The sequence below is a fragment of the Syntrophomonas zehnderi OL-4 genome, assembly GCF_000983115.1.
Classification (GTDB): Bacteria; Bacillota; Syntrophomonadia; order Syntrophomonadales; family Syntrophomonadaceae; genus Syntrophomonas_B; species Syntrophomonas_B zehnderi.
Genome location: NZ_CGIH01000004.1, coordinates 157,458 through 174,413 on the forward strand (window position 1 = coordinate 157,458; position 16,956 = coordinate 174,413).

At 45.1% G+C, this 16,956-nt stretch carries 14 protein-coding genes and 1 other annotated feature (1 of these 15 cut by a window edge); of the genes, 12 read left to right on the plus strand and 2 right to left on the minus strand.

Annotation, left to right across the window (positions count from 1 at the left end):
* Positions 1-123 precede the first annotated feature (123 nt).
* Together AAV90_RS01265 and AAV90_RS01270 are read left to right on the plus strand one after the other, a co-directional pair.
* Positions 124-867 carry a WecB/TagA/CpsF family glycosyltransferase gene (locus tag AAV90_RS01265; protein WP_046494931.1) on the plus strand — a complete coding sequence of 248 codons (744 nt, stop codon included), beginning with the start codon at positions 124-126 and terminating at the stop codon, positions 865-867.
* A gap of 342 nt (positions 868-1,209) precedes the next feature.
* Positions 1,210-3,339 carry a cell division FtsA domain-containing protein gene (locus AAV90_RS01270; protein WP_046494933.1) on the plus strand — a complete coding sequence of 710 codons (2,130 nt, stop codon included), beginning with the start codon at positions 1,210-1,212 and terminating at the stop codon, positions 3,337-3,339.
* 64 nt (positions 3,340-3,403) lie between these two features.
* On the opposite strand, the gene AAV90_RS01275 is transcribed toward AAV90_RS01270, so the two are convergent.
* Positions 3,404-4,579, minus strand: a complete 1,176-nt coding sequence (locus AAV90_RS01275) for a D-alanyl-D-alanine carboxypeptidase family protein (RefSeq protein WP_207642025.1) — start codon at positions 4,577-4,579, stop codon at positions 3,404-3,406.
* Between the two features lie 465 nt (positions 4,580-5,044).
* Here AAV90_RS01275 and AAV90_RS01280 point away from each other — a divergent pair, with 465 nt between their 5' ends.
* From AAV90_RS01280 to disA, 6 genes are all read left to right on the plus strand, one after another.
* Positions 5,045-5,473, plus strand: coding sequence for a CtsR family transcriptional regulator (locus AAV90_RS01280; protein ID WP_046494934.1), 429 nt, complete (start codon positions 5,045-5,047; stop codon positions 5,471-5,473).
* A gap of 48 nt (positions 5,474-5,521) precedes the next feature.
* The gene (locus AAV90_RS01285; protein ID WP_046494942.1) at positions 5,522-6,028 is read left to right on the plus strand and encodes a UvrB/UvrC motif-containing protein; all 507 of its coding nucleotides are present in this window, start codon (positions 5,522-5,524) and stop codon (positions 6,026-6,028) included.
* A gap of 13 nt (positions 6,029-6,041) precedes the next feature.
* Complete coding sequence (locus tag AAV90_RS01290) at positions 6,042-7,109, plus strand: protein arginine kinase (RefSeq protein ID WP_046494944.1); 1,068 nt, start codon at positions 6,042-6,044, stop codon at positions 7,107-7,109.
* 34 nt (positions 7,110-7,143) lie between these two features.
* Complete coding sequence (locus AAV90_RS01295; protein ID WP_198142792.1) at positions 7,144-9,624, plus strand: ATP-dependent Clp protease ATP-binding subunit; 2,481 nt, start codon at positions 7,144-7,146, stop codon at positions 9,622-9,624.
* 133 nt (positions 9,625-9,757) lie between these two features.
* Positions 9,758-11,113, plus strand: a complete 1,356-nt coding sequence (radA, locus tag AAV90_RS01300) for a DNA repair protein RadA (protein ID WP_046494948.1) — start codon at positions 9,758-9,760, stop codon at positions 11,111-11,113.
* A 5-nt stretch (positions 11,114-11,118) separates the two neighbouring features.
* On the plus strand, positions 11,119-12,189 hold the full coding sequence (gene disA / locus AAV90_RS01305; protein WP_076982586.1) for a DNA integrity scanning diadenylate cyclase DisA: 1,071 nt from the start codon (positions 11,119-11,121) through the stop codon (positions 12,187-12,189).
* Positions 12,190-12,316: 127 nt separating this feature from the next.
* Here disA and AAV90_RS01310 read toward each other — a convergent pair whose 3' ends face one another.
* Positions 12,317-12,715: a nucleoside triphosphate pyrophosphohydrolase family protein gene (locus tag AAV90_RS01310; protein ID WP_046494950.1), complete on the minus strand. Its 399-nt coding sequence runs from the start codon at positions 12,713-12,715 to the stop codon at positions 12,317-12,319.
* 212 nt (positions 12,716-12,927) lie between these two features.
* Between AAV90_RS01310 and AAV90_RS01315 the strand changes: the two genes are divergently transcribed.
* The 4 genes from AAV90_RS01315 (at position 12,928) to gltX (ending at position 16,890) form a co-directional block, all read left to right on the plus strand.
* Positions 12,928-14,037 (plus strand): PIN/TRAM domain-containing protein, encoded by a 1,110-nt coding sequence (locus tag AAV90_RS01315; RefSeq protein WP_052729522.1) that lies wholly within the window; start codon positions 12,928-12,930, stop codon positions 14,035-14,037.
* Positions 14,030-14,728: a 2-C-methyl-D-erythritol 4-phosphate cytidylyltransferase gene (ispD, locus tag AAV90_RS01320; RefSeq protein ID WP_046494952.1), complete on the plus strand. Its 699-nt coding sequence runs from the start codon at positions 14,030-14,032 to the stop codon at positions 14,726-14,728. Before AAV90_RS01315 ends, ispD begins: the two co-directional genes overlap by 8 nt.
* Positions 14,729-14,730: 2 nt before the next feature.
* The gene (gene ispF / locus AAV90_RS01325; protein ID WP_046495238.1) at positions 14,731-15,204 is read left to right on the plus strand and encodes a 2-C-methyl-D-erythritol 2,4-cyclodiphosphate synthase; all 474 of its coding nucleotides are present in this window, start codon (positions 14,731-14,733) and stop codon (positions 15,202-15,204) included.
* A 234-nt stretch (positions 15,205-15,438) separates the two neighbouring features.
* Positions 15,439-16,890 (plus strand): glutamate--tRNA ligase, encoded by a 1,452-nt coding sequence (gltX, locus tag AAV90_RS01330; RefSeq protein ID WP_046494954.1) that lies wholly within the window; start codon positions 15,439-15,441, stop codon positions 16,888-16,890.
* A 49-nt stretch (positions 16,891-16,939) separates the two neighbouring features.
* Positions 16,940-16,956, plus strand: a binding site (T-box leader) (it continues 205 nt past the right edge of the window).

The following is a 16,956-nucleotide window of genomic DNA, read 5'->3' on the forward strand; positions in this document are numbered from 1 at the left end:
TTATCACATACCCGCCGAGAGGCGGGTATTCTGATTTTAAAGCAAGATTTTCAAGGCGAAAAATGGACGCGGACTAAAGAGACTTATATAATAATTGAAAACGGTCAAAGAGGTTAGATAAAGATGAAGTCAAACGAAAAGGCTCTTATTTTGGGAGCCAACGTAGATATTGTAGATTTCGGACAAGCTCTGCAGCGAATCAAGCAATTAATTAAGGCCGGTACGCCATCTCACATTATTACCCTGAATGCAGAAATATTATACCAAGCGCAGGACAATGAAGATTTGCTAAATGTGATCAATGCAGCGGACCTGGTAACCCCGGATGGTATAGGAATTGTCTGGGCTGGGAAAAAACTGGGTTACCCTTTCTTGGAGAGGGTAACGGGGATCGATCTGCTTTATCTAATATGTGAAGAAGCCGCCCAAGAATCCTGGAAAATATATATGCTGGGGGCTGCTCCCAATGTAGCTGAGACGGCCGCAAAACAATTAACCCAAAAATACCCGGGCCTTAAGATTTGTGGCTGCCATGACGGTTACTTTGCATCTGACGAAACTGATCAAATTATCGAAGATATTAAAAAATCCCAGCCGGACATATTGTTTGTAGCGCTAGGTGCTCCCAAGCAGGAATTCTGGATAAAAGAACATAAAGATGCTCTATCTGTACCCGTTTTAATAGGTGTAGGAGGAAGTTTTGATGTGGTGGCCGGGATCAAAGAACGGGCACCCGAGTGGGTTATTAAAGCCAATCTGGAATGGCTGTACCGGCTGGTCAAGGAACCCAGCCGCTTTAAAAGGCAATTGGCTCTGCCCCGATTCACGGTGGAAGTGTTAAAGCAAAAGGCCAAAACCAAGGATTAATCTTTATAATAAACGCGGATTCACGCGGTTTTAATTAGAAAATCAGATTTATCCAGATTGAATGTGATTAGTTTTCCGAATAATTAATTTTCTGCAGCAACAGCGCATATACTCAGAATTCTGGCTTTTTGAGCGGATGCTTTATCTTTTGCGACAACCTCATTTTCAAACCGGAATTAATTAATTTATAAATAATGATTATCTGACCTGGTAGCGGAAGCCTTAGCTTCCCCGCGTATCACAGCCGCCTTTTTAAAATGGTTGTGGTCGGCACTTAAGATTGAGTGCCGGGCAGCGTTTCTGTGAATATTTAATAATTCTGACTAACGTTGGGGGGATAATGTGAATAACGATACTGTGTTTGCCCTGGATATCGGCACCAGAAAAATTATCGGTTTGGTCATGCAGAAAAATAGCAGCGGTTATGAAGTACTGGACGCGGAAATGATTGAACATCAGAGCCGGGCAATGTTGGACGGACAGATACACGATGTGGAAGAGGTAGCCCGTACTATTTTGACCATAAAAAAAACCCTGGAAGAACGCCTGGGCATGCAGCTTAAATCTGCGGCAGTGGCTGCGGCCGGACGGGCTTTGAAAACGGCTTCAGGAACCGCCCGCAAGGATAATCAATTTGTTACCGAAATGAGCCGTGATGAGGTACGGGCCCTGGAAATAGAAGCGGTTCAGCTGGCTCAGCAAACGATTGCCCGGGATGATATGGAAAAAGGTGCCGAGACCCAGTATTTCTGCGTAGGCTACAGTGTAATTGCCTACTACTTGGAAAATCAGCAGATAGGAAATTTGATTGGACAGCTGGGATCCTTTGCATCGGTTGAAGTGATTGCTACTTTCCTGCCCAGAGTCGTAGTAGACAGCCTGTTTTCTTCATTAAAACATGCGGGTTTGGAAGTACACAGTATAACGCTGGAGCCCATTGCAGCTCTTTCCATGGCCATACCTCCCAATATGCGCCTGCTAAATCTTGCCTTGGTCGACATAGGCGCCGGAACCTCCGATATTGCCATAGTAAAAAACAGCAATATTTATGCATATGACATGGTGCCAAGTGGCGGAGATGAATTAACCGAACAATTGGCCGGTTGTTTTCTGATGGATTTTAATAGTGCGGAAAAACTCAAACGTCAGCTTGCTACCCAGGAAATATTGACATTCAAAGATATCCTGGATAACCAGGTGGAAATAAAAGCCGCTGAAATAAAAGCCCAATTAGAATCCAGGGTACGTGAACTGGCTCAAGAAATCAGCAACAGTATTCTACTTTTAAACGGTAAGGCTACTGATGCCGTATTATGTGTGGGCGGGGGCAGTTTAACCCCGGATCTGGTGCAATATCTGGCCGAGGCCTTGGAAATACCTAAAAACCGAGTAGGAATAAGAACCCGCGATAGTGCGCCCCAGGTAATCGGAGAATTTGACTGTTTACAGGGGCCACAGGCCGTAACCCCGCTGGGTATCGCGTATCATTCCCTGATTATCCCACCGCTGCCTTTTATCAAGGTAATGGTCAACGGACGTGAACTAGGTCTATGGAATATTGGCGATATCGATGTGGCGGATGCATTGCTTAGTGCCGGTATTTCTCTTAACGATGCCTATGGCAGGCCGGGAATGGGCAAAACAATTGAGGTAAATGGTTATCTGAAGGTTTTTAAAGGGGAAATGGGAACTGCCCCGCAGATACGTGTAAACGGCAAGGAAGCCAGCTTAGACACGCCAATCATTAAAAATGATCAAATTGAATATATAAAGGGCGAAGACGGGGAGAATGCCAGCGTAAAACTAATTAATATCGATTCAGGTGCCAGTGGGTACGTTTTTATAAATGGGGAAAGGCTGGAACTAAAGCCGGAATATACAGTCAATGGCCAGGAATGGGATGCAGAAGAGGAGATACCCGATCGAAGCCAAGTGGAAATCCGCCGTCTCAGTCGTTTGGGAGACATTCTCCTAAAGGCTGGTTTATCTGAATCTCTTCTTCAAGAGAAAACCTATAATTATTATCTTAACGAACAGCCCATGGTGGTCAAATGGTCTCCGCTTGAGCTGCGTGTCAACGGACAGCCGGCCCGAGTGGATCAGACCGTGAACTTTGGGGCTTCGATTGAGTATCGAGCCGGCCGAGAAAGACCGCGTCTAAAAGATCTTATCGTGATACAGCAGGACTTGGATTGTGTTGTGACAGTCAACGGGGAGCAGGTTAGAATCAAAAACAAAGGCTATAGCTTGACCAGGAATGGTTATCCGGTAAGCCCTGAAGAGGAAATATTTAACGGGGCACGCATCAAGATTGACCAAGAGCACAGTCAGGCCATCTTAAGCGACATATTCAAGGTGATAGAGATTAAAACCCAGGCTAACAAAAGATTACGCATCAGGGTTGACGGAGAAGAAGGCGGCTATACTACCCCGCTCAAAAATAATAGTGTGGTCGAACTGGAATGGGAATAAACCTACATAGGGTATAAAATAACCAAAGGGTACTATAACCTTTTGGAAGCTGCGTTTACTGTGGCTATTCTTTACGGCCGATGGTGAGTTTAGGTTGATAGGCAGTCGCTCTTTTTTGCCGCCGATAAATAATGTAGGTAACTATTAAAATTGCGGTAATAATCATAACAATCCCGGGGATTCTCATGATTCTTTCGCCCCAGGTGATCCGGGGGACATCATTGGCGGCGACCAAATCTACCTTTTTAAGCAGAATCCCGTTATTTAAAATCTCCATTTCACCCAGTTTTTGACCGCGTTGCACCGGGGCTTTGACACTTCCGGCTACATTCTGGCGGCGGGTAAAAGAAGCCCCCTGGTTGCATTGATAAATGGCGTTCACATCATCTCTGACCAGTACTTTTACTTCTTTGTCGATTCCTCCTCTGACCCGAGTGGTTGCACAAACATTATGGGAGGAAAGCAGTTTTTGGGTGGAATAATTGTCAAAACCATAATCCAGCAGGTTTATCACATCATTTGTCTGACCGCCTTTGAGGGGACATCCCATAACGACTACTATAAGACGCAGATTACCGCGTTTGGCTGTAGCTGTCAGACAGTTTTTGGCCTCCGAAGTGTAACCGTTTTTCAAACCATCGGCCCCTTCGTAACGCCACAACAGCTTGTTACTATTATGAATGGGGAATTCGCCCTGCCGCAGACTATGTTCTTTTAACGAGCTATACCTTAAAACAGGGGTGTTATCCAGGGTATACCGAGCCAGAATTGCCATATCATAAGCTGAGCTGACATGGCCGGGCGCAGGCAAACCATGGGAATTTCTAAAGCGGGAATCTTTCATACCGATGGCGGCAGCTTTTTTATTCATCAGTTCAACAAAGGCAGCTTCGCTGCCACCTAGTTTCTCTGCCACCGCTACACTGGCATCATTAGCAGAAACCAAGGACATAGCTATGAGCATATCGTCCATATTCATAACCTCACCCGGCTCCAGATAAATCCGGGTACCTTCCATGGAAGCAGCATATGGGCTGGCAATAACTTTATCACTTTTCCCTACCTGATTATGTTCGATAGCCTCCAAAGCCAGGAGCATGGTCATTAACTTAGTCATACTGGCCGGAGGGAGTTTTTTGTGCATATTTTTAGACTTTAGAACTTTACCGGAATCAGCGTCCATAAGCACATATGATTCAGCACTTATGGCATCAAGCTGGGACTGTTCAGCCCATGCCATATTAGGAAAACACGAAATTAAAAAAAATGCCGGTATCAATACCCAGACTAAACAATGTTTATGCAACATATTTTTTACACTCCAACAGCAAATAACTAAACATATTTATTATAATCCATTCGCAAAAAGTATGGAATCAGATGATATATTTTTCATGTATTTTAGAAATGAAATAAACCGTGGTTAAATTTCATAATCAACTATTATAATGCGCAAAATAAAAAAAGACAATATCAGCTCTTAAGCCCATAGCCACGGCATGAAAGTTCACCGCCGCCTAGCCTTGTGTTGCCGGATCGTACTTTAAGTTACTGAATTAAAAAATAACAGTGTCCTTCAGTGTTAAAAAAACTGCCACAATAATCAGCATCTATTAAAATCTATTTTCGTATTTGTATTGCAAAACCTTTACGAGATGATTACAATATACAAAAGGTCAAAAATGGTCAAAGAGAGGCTGGGTTCATGAAAAAGAGTTTAGCAGATCGCATTGAACAGTATATTAAAGTTCTCATTTCCAGAAGTGAAGATAAAAGTATCGAAATACAACGAATTGAGCTAGCGGAGACATTTGCTTGCGTACCTTCCCAAGTAACCTATGTTTTGAGCACGCGCTTTACGGAGAAAGATGGCTATCTGACCGAAAGTCGCCGGGGAGGATGCGGTTTTGTACGTATCAGTCAGTTTAGTTGTCCGTATTCTGAGGGTTTTGTAGATAATCCGCCTTTGTTTCAAATTATAGATGAATTAAAACAAAGTAAATTATTAAATGAACGGGAAGCGGAAATGATTAAATATATATCCATCAATAGCTGCAGGGACTTGCCGTATGAATACAAGATCAAGGTTAGTGAAGGGGTAGGCAAAGCACTTAAAGAGTATTTTGCTTATTAAAATGGGATATATATCGCAGAGTTTCCTGCAAAATAGGAGGTCTTTTTTATGTATTGTGAAGAATGTAAACAGAAACCTGCTGCAGTTCACTTGACCCAGGTATTTAACGGAAACATAATTCAAAGCCATCTCTGTGAGGAATGTGCTGCGAAAAAGGGCGGCTTTATTTTCGATCCCGGCAACAAGTTTTCCATTCCCAATCTGCTCAGCAGTATCTTTGGATCCGGTTATAACATGGATTTAACTCCGGTTGCCGAGACTCCGTCCTGCCCCAATTGCGGGATAAACTATAAGAACATTCGTGAAACAGGCAAATTGGGTTGCAGTGAATGTTACCGTATATATGAACAGGAATTGGAGCCGACCCTGCGCAGGATACATGGAAACAGTCAGCACATAGGCAAAATACCTTCCCGGGGCGGAGAAAAAGTCCTGTTAAGAAAGCAGATGGAAGATTTGAAAGCTCAGCTCCAGGAAGCGGTTAATATGGAAGAGTACGAAAAGGCCGCTGGAATCAGGGATAGTATTAAGGAATTAGAAACCAAGCTGGCTTGATGGAGGGATGACGATGAATGTCAAAGATGTTATTTATAATAATTTCGTGACTTGGATGGATGGGGATGCGGAAAATGGAGACATCGTGATTAGTAGCCGTATCCGTTTAGCTCGCAATCTCAGGGAAATACCTTTTCCCCACCTGCTCGATCAGGCCAAGGGTGAGGATTGCCTTAAAATAATAAAGGGCGCTTGGCAGGAAAGCCCTGCTTATCAGCAGGGGCAGATGGAACTGGAGACATTTGATCATTTAAGCTCACTGGATCGGCAAATGCTCGTAGAAAAACATCTTATCAGTCCGGGGCATGCCGAAACCAATTCAAGTTTTCGAGGGGTTGTCCTGAATCAGGATGGTTCTTTGTCAACGATGATCAATGAGGAAGACCATCTGCGCATTCAGTGTTTATTACCTGGCTTGCAGTTGGATGAATGCTATACCTTGGCTCAGGGCCTGGATGATGAATTGGAAAGCCAGTTGGAATATGCCTTTGACGAAAGACGGGGTTATTTAACTGCCTGTCCCACCAATGTCGGAACTGGGCTAAGGGCCTCGGTTATGCTCCACCTGCCGGCTATGCAAATGACCGGACAGACTAATCAGATCCTGCAAAACATCGGTCAACTGGGAATGACGGTAAGGGGTCTGTATGGTGAGGGCACTGAAGTGGCAGGTAACTTCTTCCAAATGTCTAACCAGATTACGATGGGCCAGACCGAAGAGGAAATATGCACACACCTGCGGGCAATTACAGTACAACTGGTGGAACAGGAGCGGCTCTTGCGGGAAAGGCTGCAAGTGGACTTAAAATATCAGTTGGAAGATAAAATAGGACGAGCCTATGGCATATTAAGCCATGCGCGCATAATCAACTCGAATGAGGCCTTATCGTTACTCTCCGATGTCCGTTTGGGCATAGATATGGGAATTTTACAAGGGATTAAGCCCAATGATTTAAATGAACTGGTGGTGGCAATACGCCCGGCTCATCTCCAGAAAAGGGCCGAAGAGGAAATGGATGCTACCGGAAGGGATATAAAAAGGGCGCAAGTAATTCAGGAGAAACTGCAGGGTATTCAGTAATTATCATATCAATACGCTAAAAGGGGTGATGATGATGTTTAGAAAATTTACCCAAAGAGCCAGAAATACAGTTATCCATGCGCAGGAAGAAGCGCGGGAAATGGGACACCCGGCCATTGGGACTGAACACATATTGTTGGGATTACTGCGGGAAGGCGAAGGTGTAGGAGCCAGAGCCCTTATTAACCTGGGTGTGGATCTCGAGAACGTTCGAGAGGAAATCAAGAAATACATCGGTCAGAACCAGTCAGCCAGTGAAGGACCGGCCGGAGATTTACCGATTACTCCCCGGGCCAAAAAGGTGTTTAATACTGCTTTTGACGAAGCTCGCTTACAGGGAGTCAACTATGTAGGCACGGAACATCTGCTCCTAGCTATCCTAAGAGAAGAAGAAGGGGTGGCCAGCCAGGTTCTGCTGGCTATGGGGGTTAAGCTGGATGATTTAAGGGAGCAGGTTATTCTGCTGCTGGGCGGAGAAGTTCCGGGTATGATGAATCCGGACAGCTTTCAGGAAATTTCAAATACGCCCCCTGTAACCACTCAAAAAGGGAGAAAAGGTAAGAGCAAAACCCCGGTTTTGGACAATTTTAGCCGGGATTTGACCAAAGATGCCCAAGAAGGCCGCTTAGATCCTGTTATTGGCAGGGAAAATGAGATTGAGAGGGTCTTGCAGATATTATCCCGGCGCACCAAGAACAACCCCGTTTTGATCGGTGATCCCGGAGTAGGCAAGACAGCCATTGTGGAAGGACTGGCGCAGCGCATCTTTGAAAACAAAGTACCCGAAAACCTAAGCCATAAAAGAGTCGTAACCTTGGATTTATCGTCCATGATTGCAGGAACCAAATACCGGGGCGAGTTTGAAGACCGTCTGATGAAGATCGTCAATGAGATTAAGGCGGCCGGAGATGTAATTGTTTTTATCGATGAACTGCATACCATTGTAGGTGCGGGAGCTGCCGAAGGGGCTATAGATGCTGCCAACATACTAAAACCTTCCCTGGCCCGGGGCGAGTTCCAGTGTATCGGTGCTACAACACTGAATGAATATCGCAAACATATAGAAAAGGACGCCGCACTGGAAAGACGTTTTCAGCCTATTCTGGTTGAGGAACCCAGTCCCGAGGAAAGCGTGGAAATATTAAAAGGGGTTCGGGATCGTTATGAAGCTCATCATGGAGTTAAAATAAGTGATCAGGCCATTCAATCGGCGGTGCGGCTTTCCAGCCGCTATATCTCGGATCGCTTTTTGCCTGACAAGGCCATTGATTTGATTGATGAAGCCGCCTCCCGGGTACGTCTGGCCAGTTATGTACTGCCCCAGGAATTAAAAGATCAGGAGGCCAGCCTGGAGGATATCATCAAAGAAAAAGAAGAGGCCATTAACGCTCAGGAGTATGAGAAAGCCGCCAAGCTGAGGGATGAAGAGCAGAAATTAAAAGATGAGATAGAAAATCAGCGCCGGGAATGGATCAGCAAGCGTAATGTTGAAGCCGGCGCAGTCAGTGAAGAAGAAATCGCCGCGATTATTTCAAGCTGGACTGGCATTCCGGTCAGCAAACTGGCGATCGAGGAAAGTGAACGGCTTTTGAATCTGGAGGAGGTTCTGCACAAAAGGGTAATCGGTCAAAACGAAGCCGTGAAAGCGATTGCCCGTGCCGTAAGAAGGGCCCGCGCCGGTTTGAAAAACCCCAAACGCCCTATCGGTTCCTTTGTATTTTTAGGTCCTACCGGGGTGGGTAAAACGGAATTGGCCCGGGCTTTGGCTGAAGCCATGTTTGCCAGTGAAGATGCTATCATTCGTCTGGATATGTCCGAGTATATGGAAAAACACGCCGTATCGCGAATGATCGGCTCTCCCCCTGGCTACGTAGGATATGATGAAGGCGGCCAGTTAACTGAAAAGGTTAGAAGAAAGCCTTACTCGGTAATTCTCCTGGACGAAATTGAAAAGGCCCATCCGGATGTTTTTAACATTCTTCTGCAGGTGTTGGAAGACGGACGCATGACAGATGGGCAGGGGCGGACAGTCGATTTTAGAAACACCATTATTATAATGACCTCCAATGTCGGGGTAGAAAATCTGCAAAAGAATAAAACCATGGGCTTTACCCGGGCAGTTGATGAAGCCGAAGATTATAACCAGATGAAGGAAAAGGTATTGGAACAATTAAAACATACCTTCCGTCCCGAATTTCTAAACCGCATTGACGAACTGATCGTTTTCCAGAGTCTGACTGAAGCAGAATTAAAAGATATTATCGGCCTGTTGGTTCAGGATTTAACTGAAAGGATAGAACACAGCGGTTATGATTTAGAAATATCTGACCCCGCCCGCAGCCTTATTTTAAAAGAAGGTTATGAGCCAGCCTATGGGGCCCGGCCGCTCAAAAGGGCTATTCAAAAACTTATCGAAGATAAGGTCTCAGAAGAAATACTCATGAAAAACGTTGAACCTGGTGATACCATCCTGGTGGATGCGGAAGATGGTCAGATCGTAATTAAAAAAGGTTAGATAGCAAACGTCTCAAGCAAGGGCAGGCTAAAAAGCCTGCCCTTGCTTGCTATCGCAAACATTAATGTCATAAAATAGAAGAACCAAACAAAAAACCTGTTATAGTATTATAATAAATAGAAAAGGGAAATTTATGGTCAAAATATCGAGCAAATTCGTTTGTCGGGATTGCGGTTTCGAAACTGGCAAATGGCTGGGAAAGTGCCCCGGGTGCGGGGCCTGGAACAGCTTATTAGAGGAAAGGGTAACCAAAGACAGCAACCGACCACTCAAGAGTGCTGTAGAAGCACTGCCGTTGAGCAGGGTACCGCCAACCGATATATATCGGCTGGCCAGCGGCATGAAAGAACTGGATCGAGTCCTAGGCGGTGGTATGGTACCTGGTTCGCTGGTTTTGCTGGGTGGCGACCCGGGTATCGGTAAATCAACCCTGCTATTACAGGTTGCCGATCATATATCCAGAAACCAACGCAAAGTGCTGTATCTTTCGGGAGAAGAATCACCGGTGCAGATCCGTTTGCGTTCCGTACGTCTTGATATTGATAGTGAACTGATATATCTTTTGAGTGAGCAGAATATCGATTTATTGGAAAGTTTTATAGAAGAGATTGATCCCGACCTGGTTATCATTGATTCCATTCAAACCGTTTATTCGGACAATTTAAGTTCAATCCCCGGAAGTGTTTCCCAGTTGCGTGAATGTACGGCTCGATTGATGAATCTTGCCAAACAAAGCCGGCGGATTTTCTTTCTGGTCGGGCATGTCACCAAGGATGGTGCCCTAGCCGGACCCAAGGTATTGGAACACATGGTTGATGTAGTCATATATTTTGAGGGTGAAAAAAACTATTCCTTTAGGATATTAAGGGGAGTCAAAAACCGTTTTGGGCCGACTGATGAAATCGGTCTGCTGGAGATGAGCGGCCAGGGTCTAAGAGAGGTAGTGGATCCAGCCCAGATTTTTCTGGCCGCTAAAGACCCTAAGGTCAGTGGATCGGCCGTTGTAGCCAGTTTTGAGGGAAGTCGGCCTTTGCTTATAGAAATGCAGGCATTGGTAACTTCATCGGGTTCAGCTTATTCGCGCCGTATGGCATCAGGCATTGATCAAAACCGGTTGGCGCTGATTATTGCGGTGCTGGAAAAAAGACGGGGTATTGATCTGAGCAGCTATGATGTTTTTTTAAAGGTAACCGGGGGCGTATTTATCAAAGATCCTTGTGTGGATTTGGGGATTGCCGCAGCTATCTACTCCAGTTTCCGCGAAATGCCCCTGTCCCGGGATACGGTTTTTTTAGGAGAACTCGGTTTATCCGGTGACATACGGTCAGTGCCTTTCCTGGATAGCCGCCTTAAAGAGATTAAAAAGATGGGTTTCAAACGGGTGATATTGCCGCATGGACAAATGAAATCCGTTTCGGCCGCAGGAGGTTTAAATATTCAGGAGATCCGTAATCTGGATGATTTAATAGAAATATTAATGGAGGGATAGACCTGGTGGAAGATATCTATCGAGCTAATTTCCGCGATTACTTAAAAATGCTGGCCCCGGGAACCATCTTTAGACTGGGGGTCGAAAATGTATTACAGGCCAATACCGGGGGATTAATCGTGGTGGGAGATTCGCCTGAACTCATGAATCTGGTTAGCGGTGGTTTCCATATTGATTGTGAATTCACTCCCTCCCGTCTCTATGAGCTGGCCAAGATGGACGGAGCGATAATTACTAACGGCGATGCTTCCCGGATAATATTGGCCAATGCCCAATTAGACCCTAATCCCAAATTACCTTCCCGGGAAACCGGAATCAGACACAGAACCGCGGAAAGGGTTGCCCAGCAAACCGGTGAATTAGTCGTAGCCATTTCTCAGCGACGCAGTGTCGTGACCCTCTACCAGGGAAATACTGTGTTTCGCTTACGGGATATGTCTACTATTTTGGTTAAAGCTAATCAAGCCCTGCAGACTTTGGAAAAGTATCGCAATGTGATGATGAGGGAGCTGCAGCGGCTGGGGGGGCTGGAATTTGAAGACATGGTAACGGTAGCCGAAGTCTGCGAAGTACTGCATCGCTGTATCAAAGTACTGAATATTGCCGGGGAAATCGAAGACTATATTGCTGAACTCGGTACGGAAGGACGCCTGGTTAAAATGCAGCTGGATGAATTGCTGGCTAATGTTGAGGAAGAAGCTACCTTAATAATTAAAGATTATTCTCATACCCCGGATAAGAGTTCGGAGGAGTTGTTAAATACGATCCTGCGGGCATTCGAAGAGGAAATATCGGATGCTGTTTTTATCGCCCGCATATTGTCACTGGGCACGACTGCCAGCCATCTGGAGCAGCAGGTCTCACCACGCGGTTACCGTATGTTAAACAAGATCCCGCGCATCCCGGTGGCCATAATCGATAATCTGGTCGAACGCTTTTCCTTGCTTAATCAGGTTTTGCGAGCCAGTATCGAAGAGTTGGATGATGTAGAGGGAATCGGCGAGGTCAGAGCACGCTCCATAAAAAATGGTTTGAAGCGGATGCATGAGCAACTCCTGTTGGAGTATATGGTGTAAAAACTAATCTTATATGCGATAGGCGATAAAATGGGAACCCCCACAATGCAACGGGTTCCCATTATTTTTTGCGAGGCCTTATTAGATTGGTTGCCTGGACAGCGTATCTGAAGGTTATCTTATTTTCTTATCTAAAATTGTAGACACCCAGGGCCGAAGCCTTTTTCTGTTCCTTTATAAAGACATCGTATAGATTGATATCTAATGTGTTGCAAAGGGCGGCCGTATAAAACAAGAGCTTACCCAACTCACTGCTGATTACCTCTTCGCACTGTGGGCATAATTGCCCCCGGAGGTGATTATCCAAACACGATTTTAATTCGGCTATGGATTGAATATTATCGGGGATTTGAATCTTTTGAGCCTGTACGGAAACGCAACCGCAATCAGTAACGGTTTTTATGACCGAGCGATTAACTCGGCAGGTAGCCTCGGAGAGTTTGGAAATAATATCCAAGATACTATGATGGCGAATGAGCAGATTATCAACGGTGTTTTGAAATTCATCACATATCAAGTCTTTCATAGAGGCTCTCCCCCCGCTCGCGGTAAGATTTCTATAAGTATAGCCCCGACCGCAAGCTTTTGTCAAATCTGGATCTTCAACAGATTATTGCCAAAATTGAGTTTTGAGGAAAAGGTGTGTGACTTGTTTAAGGAAGGAATAAATAAATATTTCTGGATCATTAGTATAATTATTACCTATTAATCCCAAAATATTAACTGGAGGTGTAATATATGCATAAACAGATAATATCCAGTTCCCTGCTTCTGTTTGCACTTATTTTTGGCATCTGGTCCGGTTATATAGCCAATCTTTATCTGTCCATGAACCTGGCTGGGCGTATTTTGGTTGGCATGGGTGGTGCCCTGTTGTTTTACATTGTGACGGGCCTGATGTTAAAAGCAACCCGCAAAATGATTCGAAAATTCAATCGGATGTTGGACAGTACTTCTATTGAAATCGTGCTGGGTGGCGCGGCCGGGCTATTGGTAGGTGTGTTGCTGGGCTTAATCACTTCATATCCCCTGTCCGTGATAGAAGGAGCAGGGGCTTATATCGCTCTGAGCGTATTTTTGCTATTTGCCTATCTAGGTTTAAGGATTGGAATCCATCGGGCATTGGATGTGGTTAAACTTTTTCCCGCCATGACTGCTGAGAATCTGGCCACGGCAATAGATCCGCCGGATTGTAAAGTGCTGGATACCAGCGCGATTATTGATGGGCGAATATATGATGTCTGTCTAAGCAAGTTTCTGGAAGGCAGGCTTTTAGTACCGATGTTTGTGGTTGAAGAATTACAGCATATTGCCGATTCATCAGATAATTTAAGACGCAACAAAGGACGCCGGGGATTGGAATTATTGTCGAAAATGACTAAACATCCGGGCATAAAAATTGATATAATTGAAGATAGTATCCCGGAAGAAAAAGAAGTGGATATGAAATTAATACGGCTCTGCAAACAAATTAATGCCAGTATCATCACCAATGATTACAACCTTAACAAGGTAGCAGAATTACAAGGAATAAACGTTTTAAACCTAAATGAACTGACCAATGCAGTCAAGGTGCTTGTCTACCCAGGGGAAACGATGCATATCAGCGTTTTAAAGGGAGGCAAGGAACCCGGCCAGGGGGTAGGATACCTGGAAGATGGAACTATGGTCGTGGTTGAGGATGCTCAAAACGAACTGGGAAATAATCTGGAGGTTATCGTCACCAGTGTGTTTCAAACTGCGGCCGGCAGAATGATCTTTACACGCAAGGCAAAAGAAGATGCACAGGCTGGTATAGGCAATACCCTGCAGACCGTAAAAATGCAAGAGGTGAACTTATATGGCTAGCAACCTCAGGGTTGTTATAGCGGCGGCAGGCCAGGGTAGCCGTATGAAAACCAGGGTTAACAAACAATTCATTTTACTTAAAACTCACCCGGTCTTAGCCTATTCCCTGGATTTTTTTGAGAAACAAGATATGGTTGATGAAATCGTGGTAGTAACTTCGGAAAAAGAAGTGGATTATTGCCAACGAGAGATAGTGGATAAGTTCCGCTATCGTAAAGTATCAGCCGTTTTGCCCGGCGGAAGAGAAAGGCAGGATTCTGTTTGGGAAGGACTTAAACACCTTAGTCCGGATACAGATTTTGTGGCTGTGCATGATGGCGCACGGCCACTTTTGTCGTCTGATGTCCTACAACGTTTGTTAAATGAAGCCCGGGAATGGGGGGCAGCTATACCAGGTGTTGCCAGCAAAGATACCCTCAAAATGGTTGATAAGGATTCATTTGTACGGCAAACTATAGACCGTAGCATGGTTTATTCCATTCAAACCCCCCAAGTATTTCTGTACAGTGAACTGCGGGAAGCTTATCAGCTAGCCTATGAAGAAAATTATTATGCTACTGATGATGCGGCTTTGTTTGAAAAATATATCGGCAGGGTCAAGGTGGTTGCCGGAGATTATAATAATATTAAGATCACCACCCCGGAAGATCTGATGATAGCCCGGAGCCTGCTGGAAGGCCGAGAGGAATGATTATGCGGATTGGAATTGGCTATGATGTGCATAGGCTGACAGAAGGCCGGCAATTGATCCTGGGCGGAGTAGAGATCGCTTCTGAAAAAGGACTCCTGGGACATTCTGATGCCGATGTGTTGCTGCATGCCATCTGTGATGCCTTGTTAGGGGCCGCGGCTCTAGGAGATATAGGCCGTCATTTTCCAGATACCAGCCAGGAATTCAAAGACATTAACAGCCTGGTTCTGATGGAGAGAACCGGACAGCTTATTAAAGAGCAGGGCCACACCGTTGTCAATATCGACAGTACCATTATTGCTCAGCGGCCGAAGCTGGCTCCGTACATAGATGAAATGGTTATAAACATCGCCCGGGTTCTAAACATAAGCCCCGGGCAGGTAAACATCAAGGCTACCACCACCGAAGGTCTAGGCTGGGAAGGCAGCGAGGCAGGCATCGCCGCTCAGGCCGTGGTATTACTGAAAAATGGATAATTAGAAAAAAACGCGGATAACACGGATTAATTGGACACAATACGCTATCTGCAGTATCAGCGTATAATACCTAATAATCCGGTTTTTGTGCGCAAGCTTTAGCTCAAGTACCCGCAAGGTGATCTACGATGTATTCCCCTCATGCCTTACCCCTTACTTTTCGTAGGTGGTTGGGCTTGAATTTAGTGTTATTCATAAATTTCAGCGCCAATAATTATTAAGGAGGAAGAACGCTTGAAAAAGCCCAAAGTAAGATTTGCGCCCAGTCCTACGGGGCCGCTGCATATTGGTGGGGCCCGTTCGGCTTTATTTAATTATCTTTTCGCAGCCCATCAAGGCGGAGAACTGGTTTTAAGGATTGAAGATACCGATCTGGAACGTTCCCGGCAGGAGTATGAAGAGGAGATTGTGGCCTCTTTAAAATGGTTGGGGATTAATTGGACGGAAGGCATAGAAGCCGGTGGGGATAACGGTCCTTACCGGCAGACGGAGCGACTAGACATTTACCGTCACTATACCCAACAACTTTTGGATCAGGGTTTGGCCTATTATTGTTTTTGCAGCCAGGCTGAGCTGGAACAAGAGAGGCAGGAACAGTTTGCCCGGGGGATAACGCCTCATTATGGAGGTAAATGCAATCACCTGAGCGAAGCCGAGGTTAAAGAGCGGTTAGAAGCTGGGGAGCCAGCCAGTATTCGTTTTCGGGTGCCTCAGAATACCATCTATGTAGTAAATGATCTAGTAAGAGGTCAGGTTAGCTTTGAAAGTGAAAACAGCGGCGACTTCATTATTGTGAAATCCGATGGCATACCGGTTTATAATTTTGCGGTGGTAATCGATGATGTCCTGATGGGCATCACTCATGTGGTGCGGGCGGAAGAACATCTGTCCAACACCCCCCGCCAATTAATGCTCTATGATGCCCTAAGATTCAGCCGTCCCGAGTTTGCTCATATATCCTTGATTCTAGGCAGTGACCGCCAGAAGATGAGCAAGCGTCATGGAGCTACTTCATTAATTCAATACCGTGAATTGGGCTATTTACCGGAAGCACTGTTAAACTTCTTGGCTTTATTGGGCTGGGCTCCGGAAGGCGAACAGGAAATTATGAGCAAAGAAGAAATAATTGCCGCCTTTACCCTGGAGCGGGTATCAAAAAGCCCGGCTGTATTTGACATCGATAAATTAAACTGGATGAATCAGCAGTATATCAAGAAAATCGCGACCGCTGATTTAAAAAATATGCTGTTGCCCTATATTAATCAAACCGAATATGCTGCAGATGTGGCTGCCTTACCGGAAACCAAGCAGCTTGTTTTAGTTGATGCTATTCGTGATCACTTGGTCTGTCTTAGTGACGTAGCCGATTTGCTGGATGTATTCTTCCGGGAGACCGAATACGAAGAACAGGCCTTAGTAGTCCTACAGAAGGAAAACGTATTACCGGTTTTAGAAATGTTTAAAGATGAATTTCCCGATTATTTAGAACCCCAGGAACTACAGCAATTCCTTAAGGGTATCGTCAAAAAGACCAAACTAAAACCTAAAGATGTGTATATGCCTTTGCGCAGTGCCTTAAGCGGCCGTACCCACGGGCCGGAATTACCTTTTTTGATTTATATTTGGGGCAAGGACAACACCTTAGTCCGTTTAGAAAAAACCATCCAAAAAATAACTGATTTATAAAAGTTGACAGAAAAATATGACCGGCATATAATCTAGTAAAATAACAATTATAAATGCCTAGAATGG

What these genes read in the sequence shown, in the direction of transcription:
- AAV90_RS01310 (WP_046494950.1), bottom strand. Translation starts at nt 12,715, where the DNA reads ATGAAAGACTTGATATGTGATGAATTTCAAAACACCGTTGATAATCTG.
- AAV90_RS01265 (WP_046494931.1), top strand. Translation starts at nt 124, where the DNA reads ATGAAGTCAAACGAAAAGGCTCTTATTTTGGGAGCCAACGTAGATATT.
- AAV90_RS01315 (WP_052729522.1), top strand. Translation starts at nt 12,928, where the DNA reads ATGCATAAACAGATAATATCCAGTTCCCTGCTTCTGTTTGCACTTATT.
- AAV90_RS01295 (WP_198142792.1), top strand. Translation starts at nt 7,144, where the DNA reads ATGTTTAGAAAATTTACCCAAAGAGCCAGAAATACAGTTATCCATGCG.
- AAV90_RS01290 (WP_046494944.1), top strand. Translation starts at nt 6,042, where the DNA reads ATGAATGTCAAAGATGTTATTTATAATAATTTCGTGACTTGGATGGAT.
- ispD (WP_046494952.1), top strand. Translation starts at nt 14,030, where the DNA reads ATGGCTAGCAACCTCAGGGTTGTTATAGCGGCGGCAGGCCAGGGTAGC.
- AAV90_RS01280 (WP_046494934.1), top strand. Translation starts at nt 5,045, where the DNA reads ATGAAAAAGAGTTTAGCAGATCGCATTGAACAGTATATTAAAGTTCTC.
- AAV90_RS01285 (WP_046494942.1), top strand. Translation starts at nt 5,522, where the DNA reads ATGTATTGTGAAGAATGTAAACAGAAACCTGCTGCAGTTCACTTGACC.
- radA (WP_046494948.1), top strand. Translation starts at nt 9,758, where the DNA reads ATGGTCAAAATATCGAGCAAATTCGTTTGTCGGGATTGCGGTTTCGAA.
- ispF (WP_046495238.1), top strand. Translation starts at nt 14,731, where the DNA reads ATGCGGATTGGAATTGGCTATGATGTGCATAGGCTGACAGAAGGCCGG.
- AAV90_RS01275 (WP_207642025.1), bottom strand. Translation starts at nt 4,579, where the DNA reads ATGGCATGGGCTGAACAGTCCCAGCTTGATGCCATAAGTGCTGAATCA.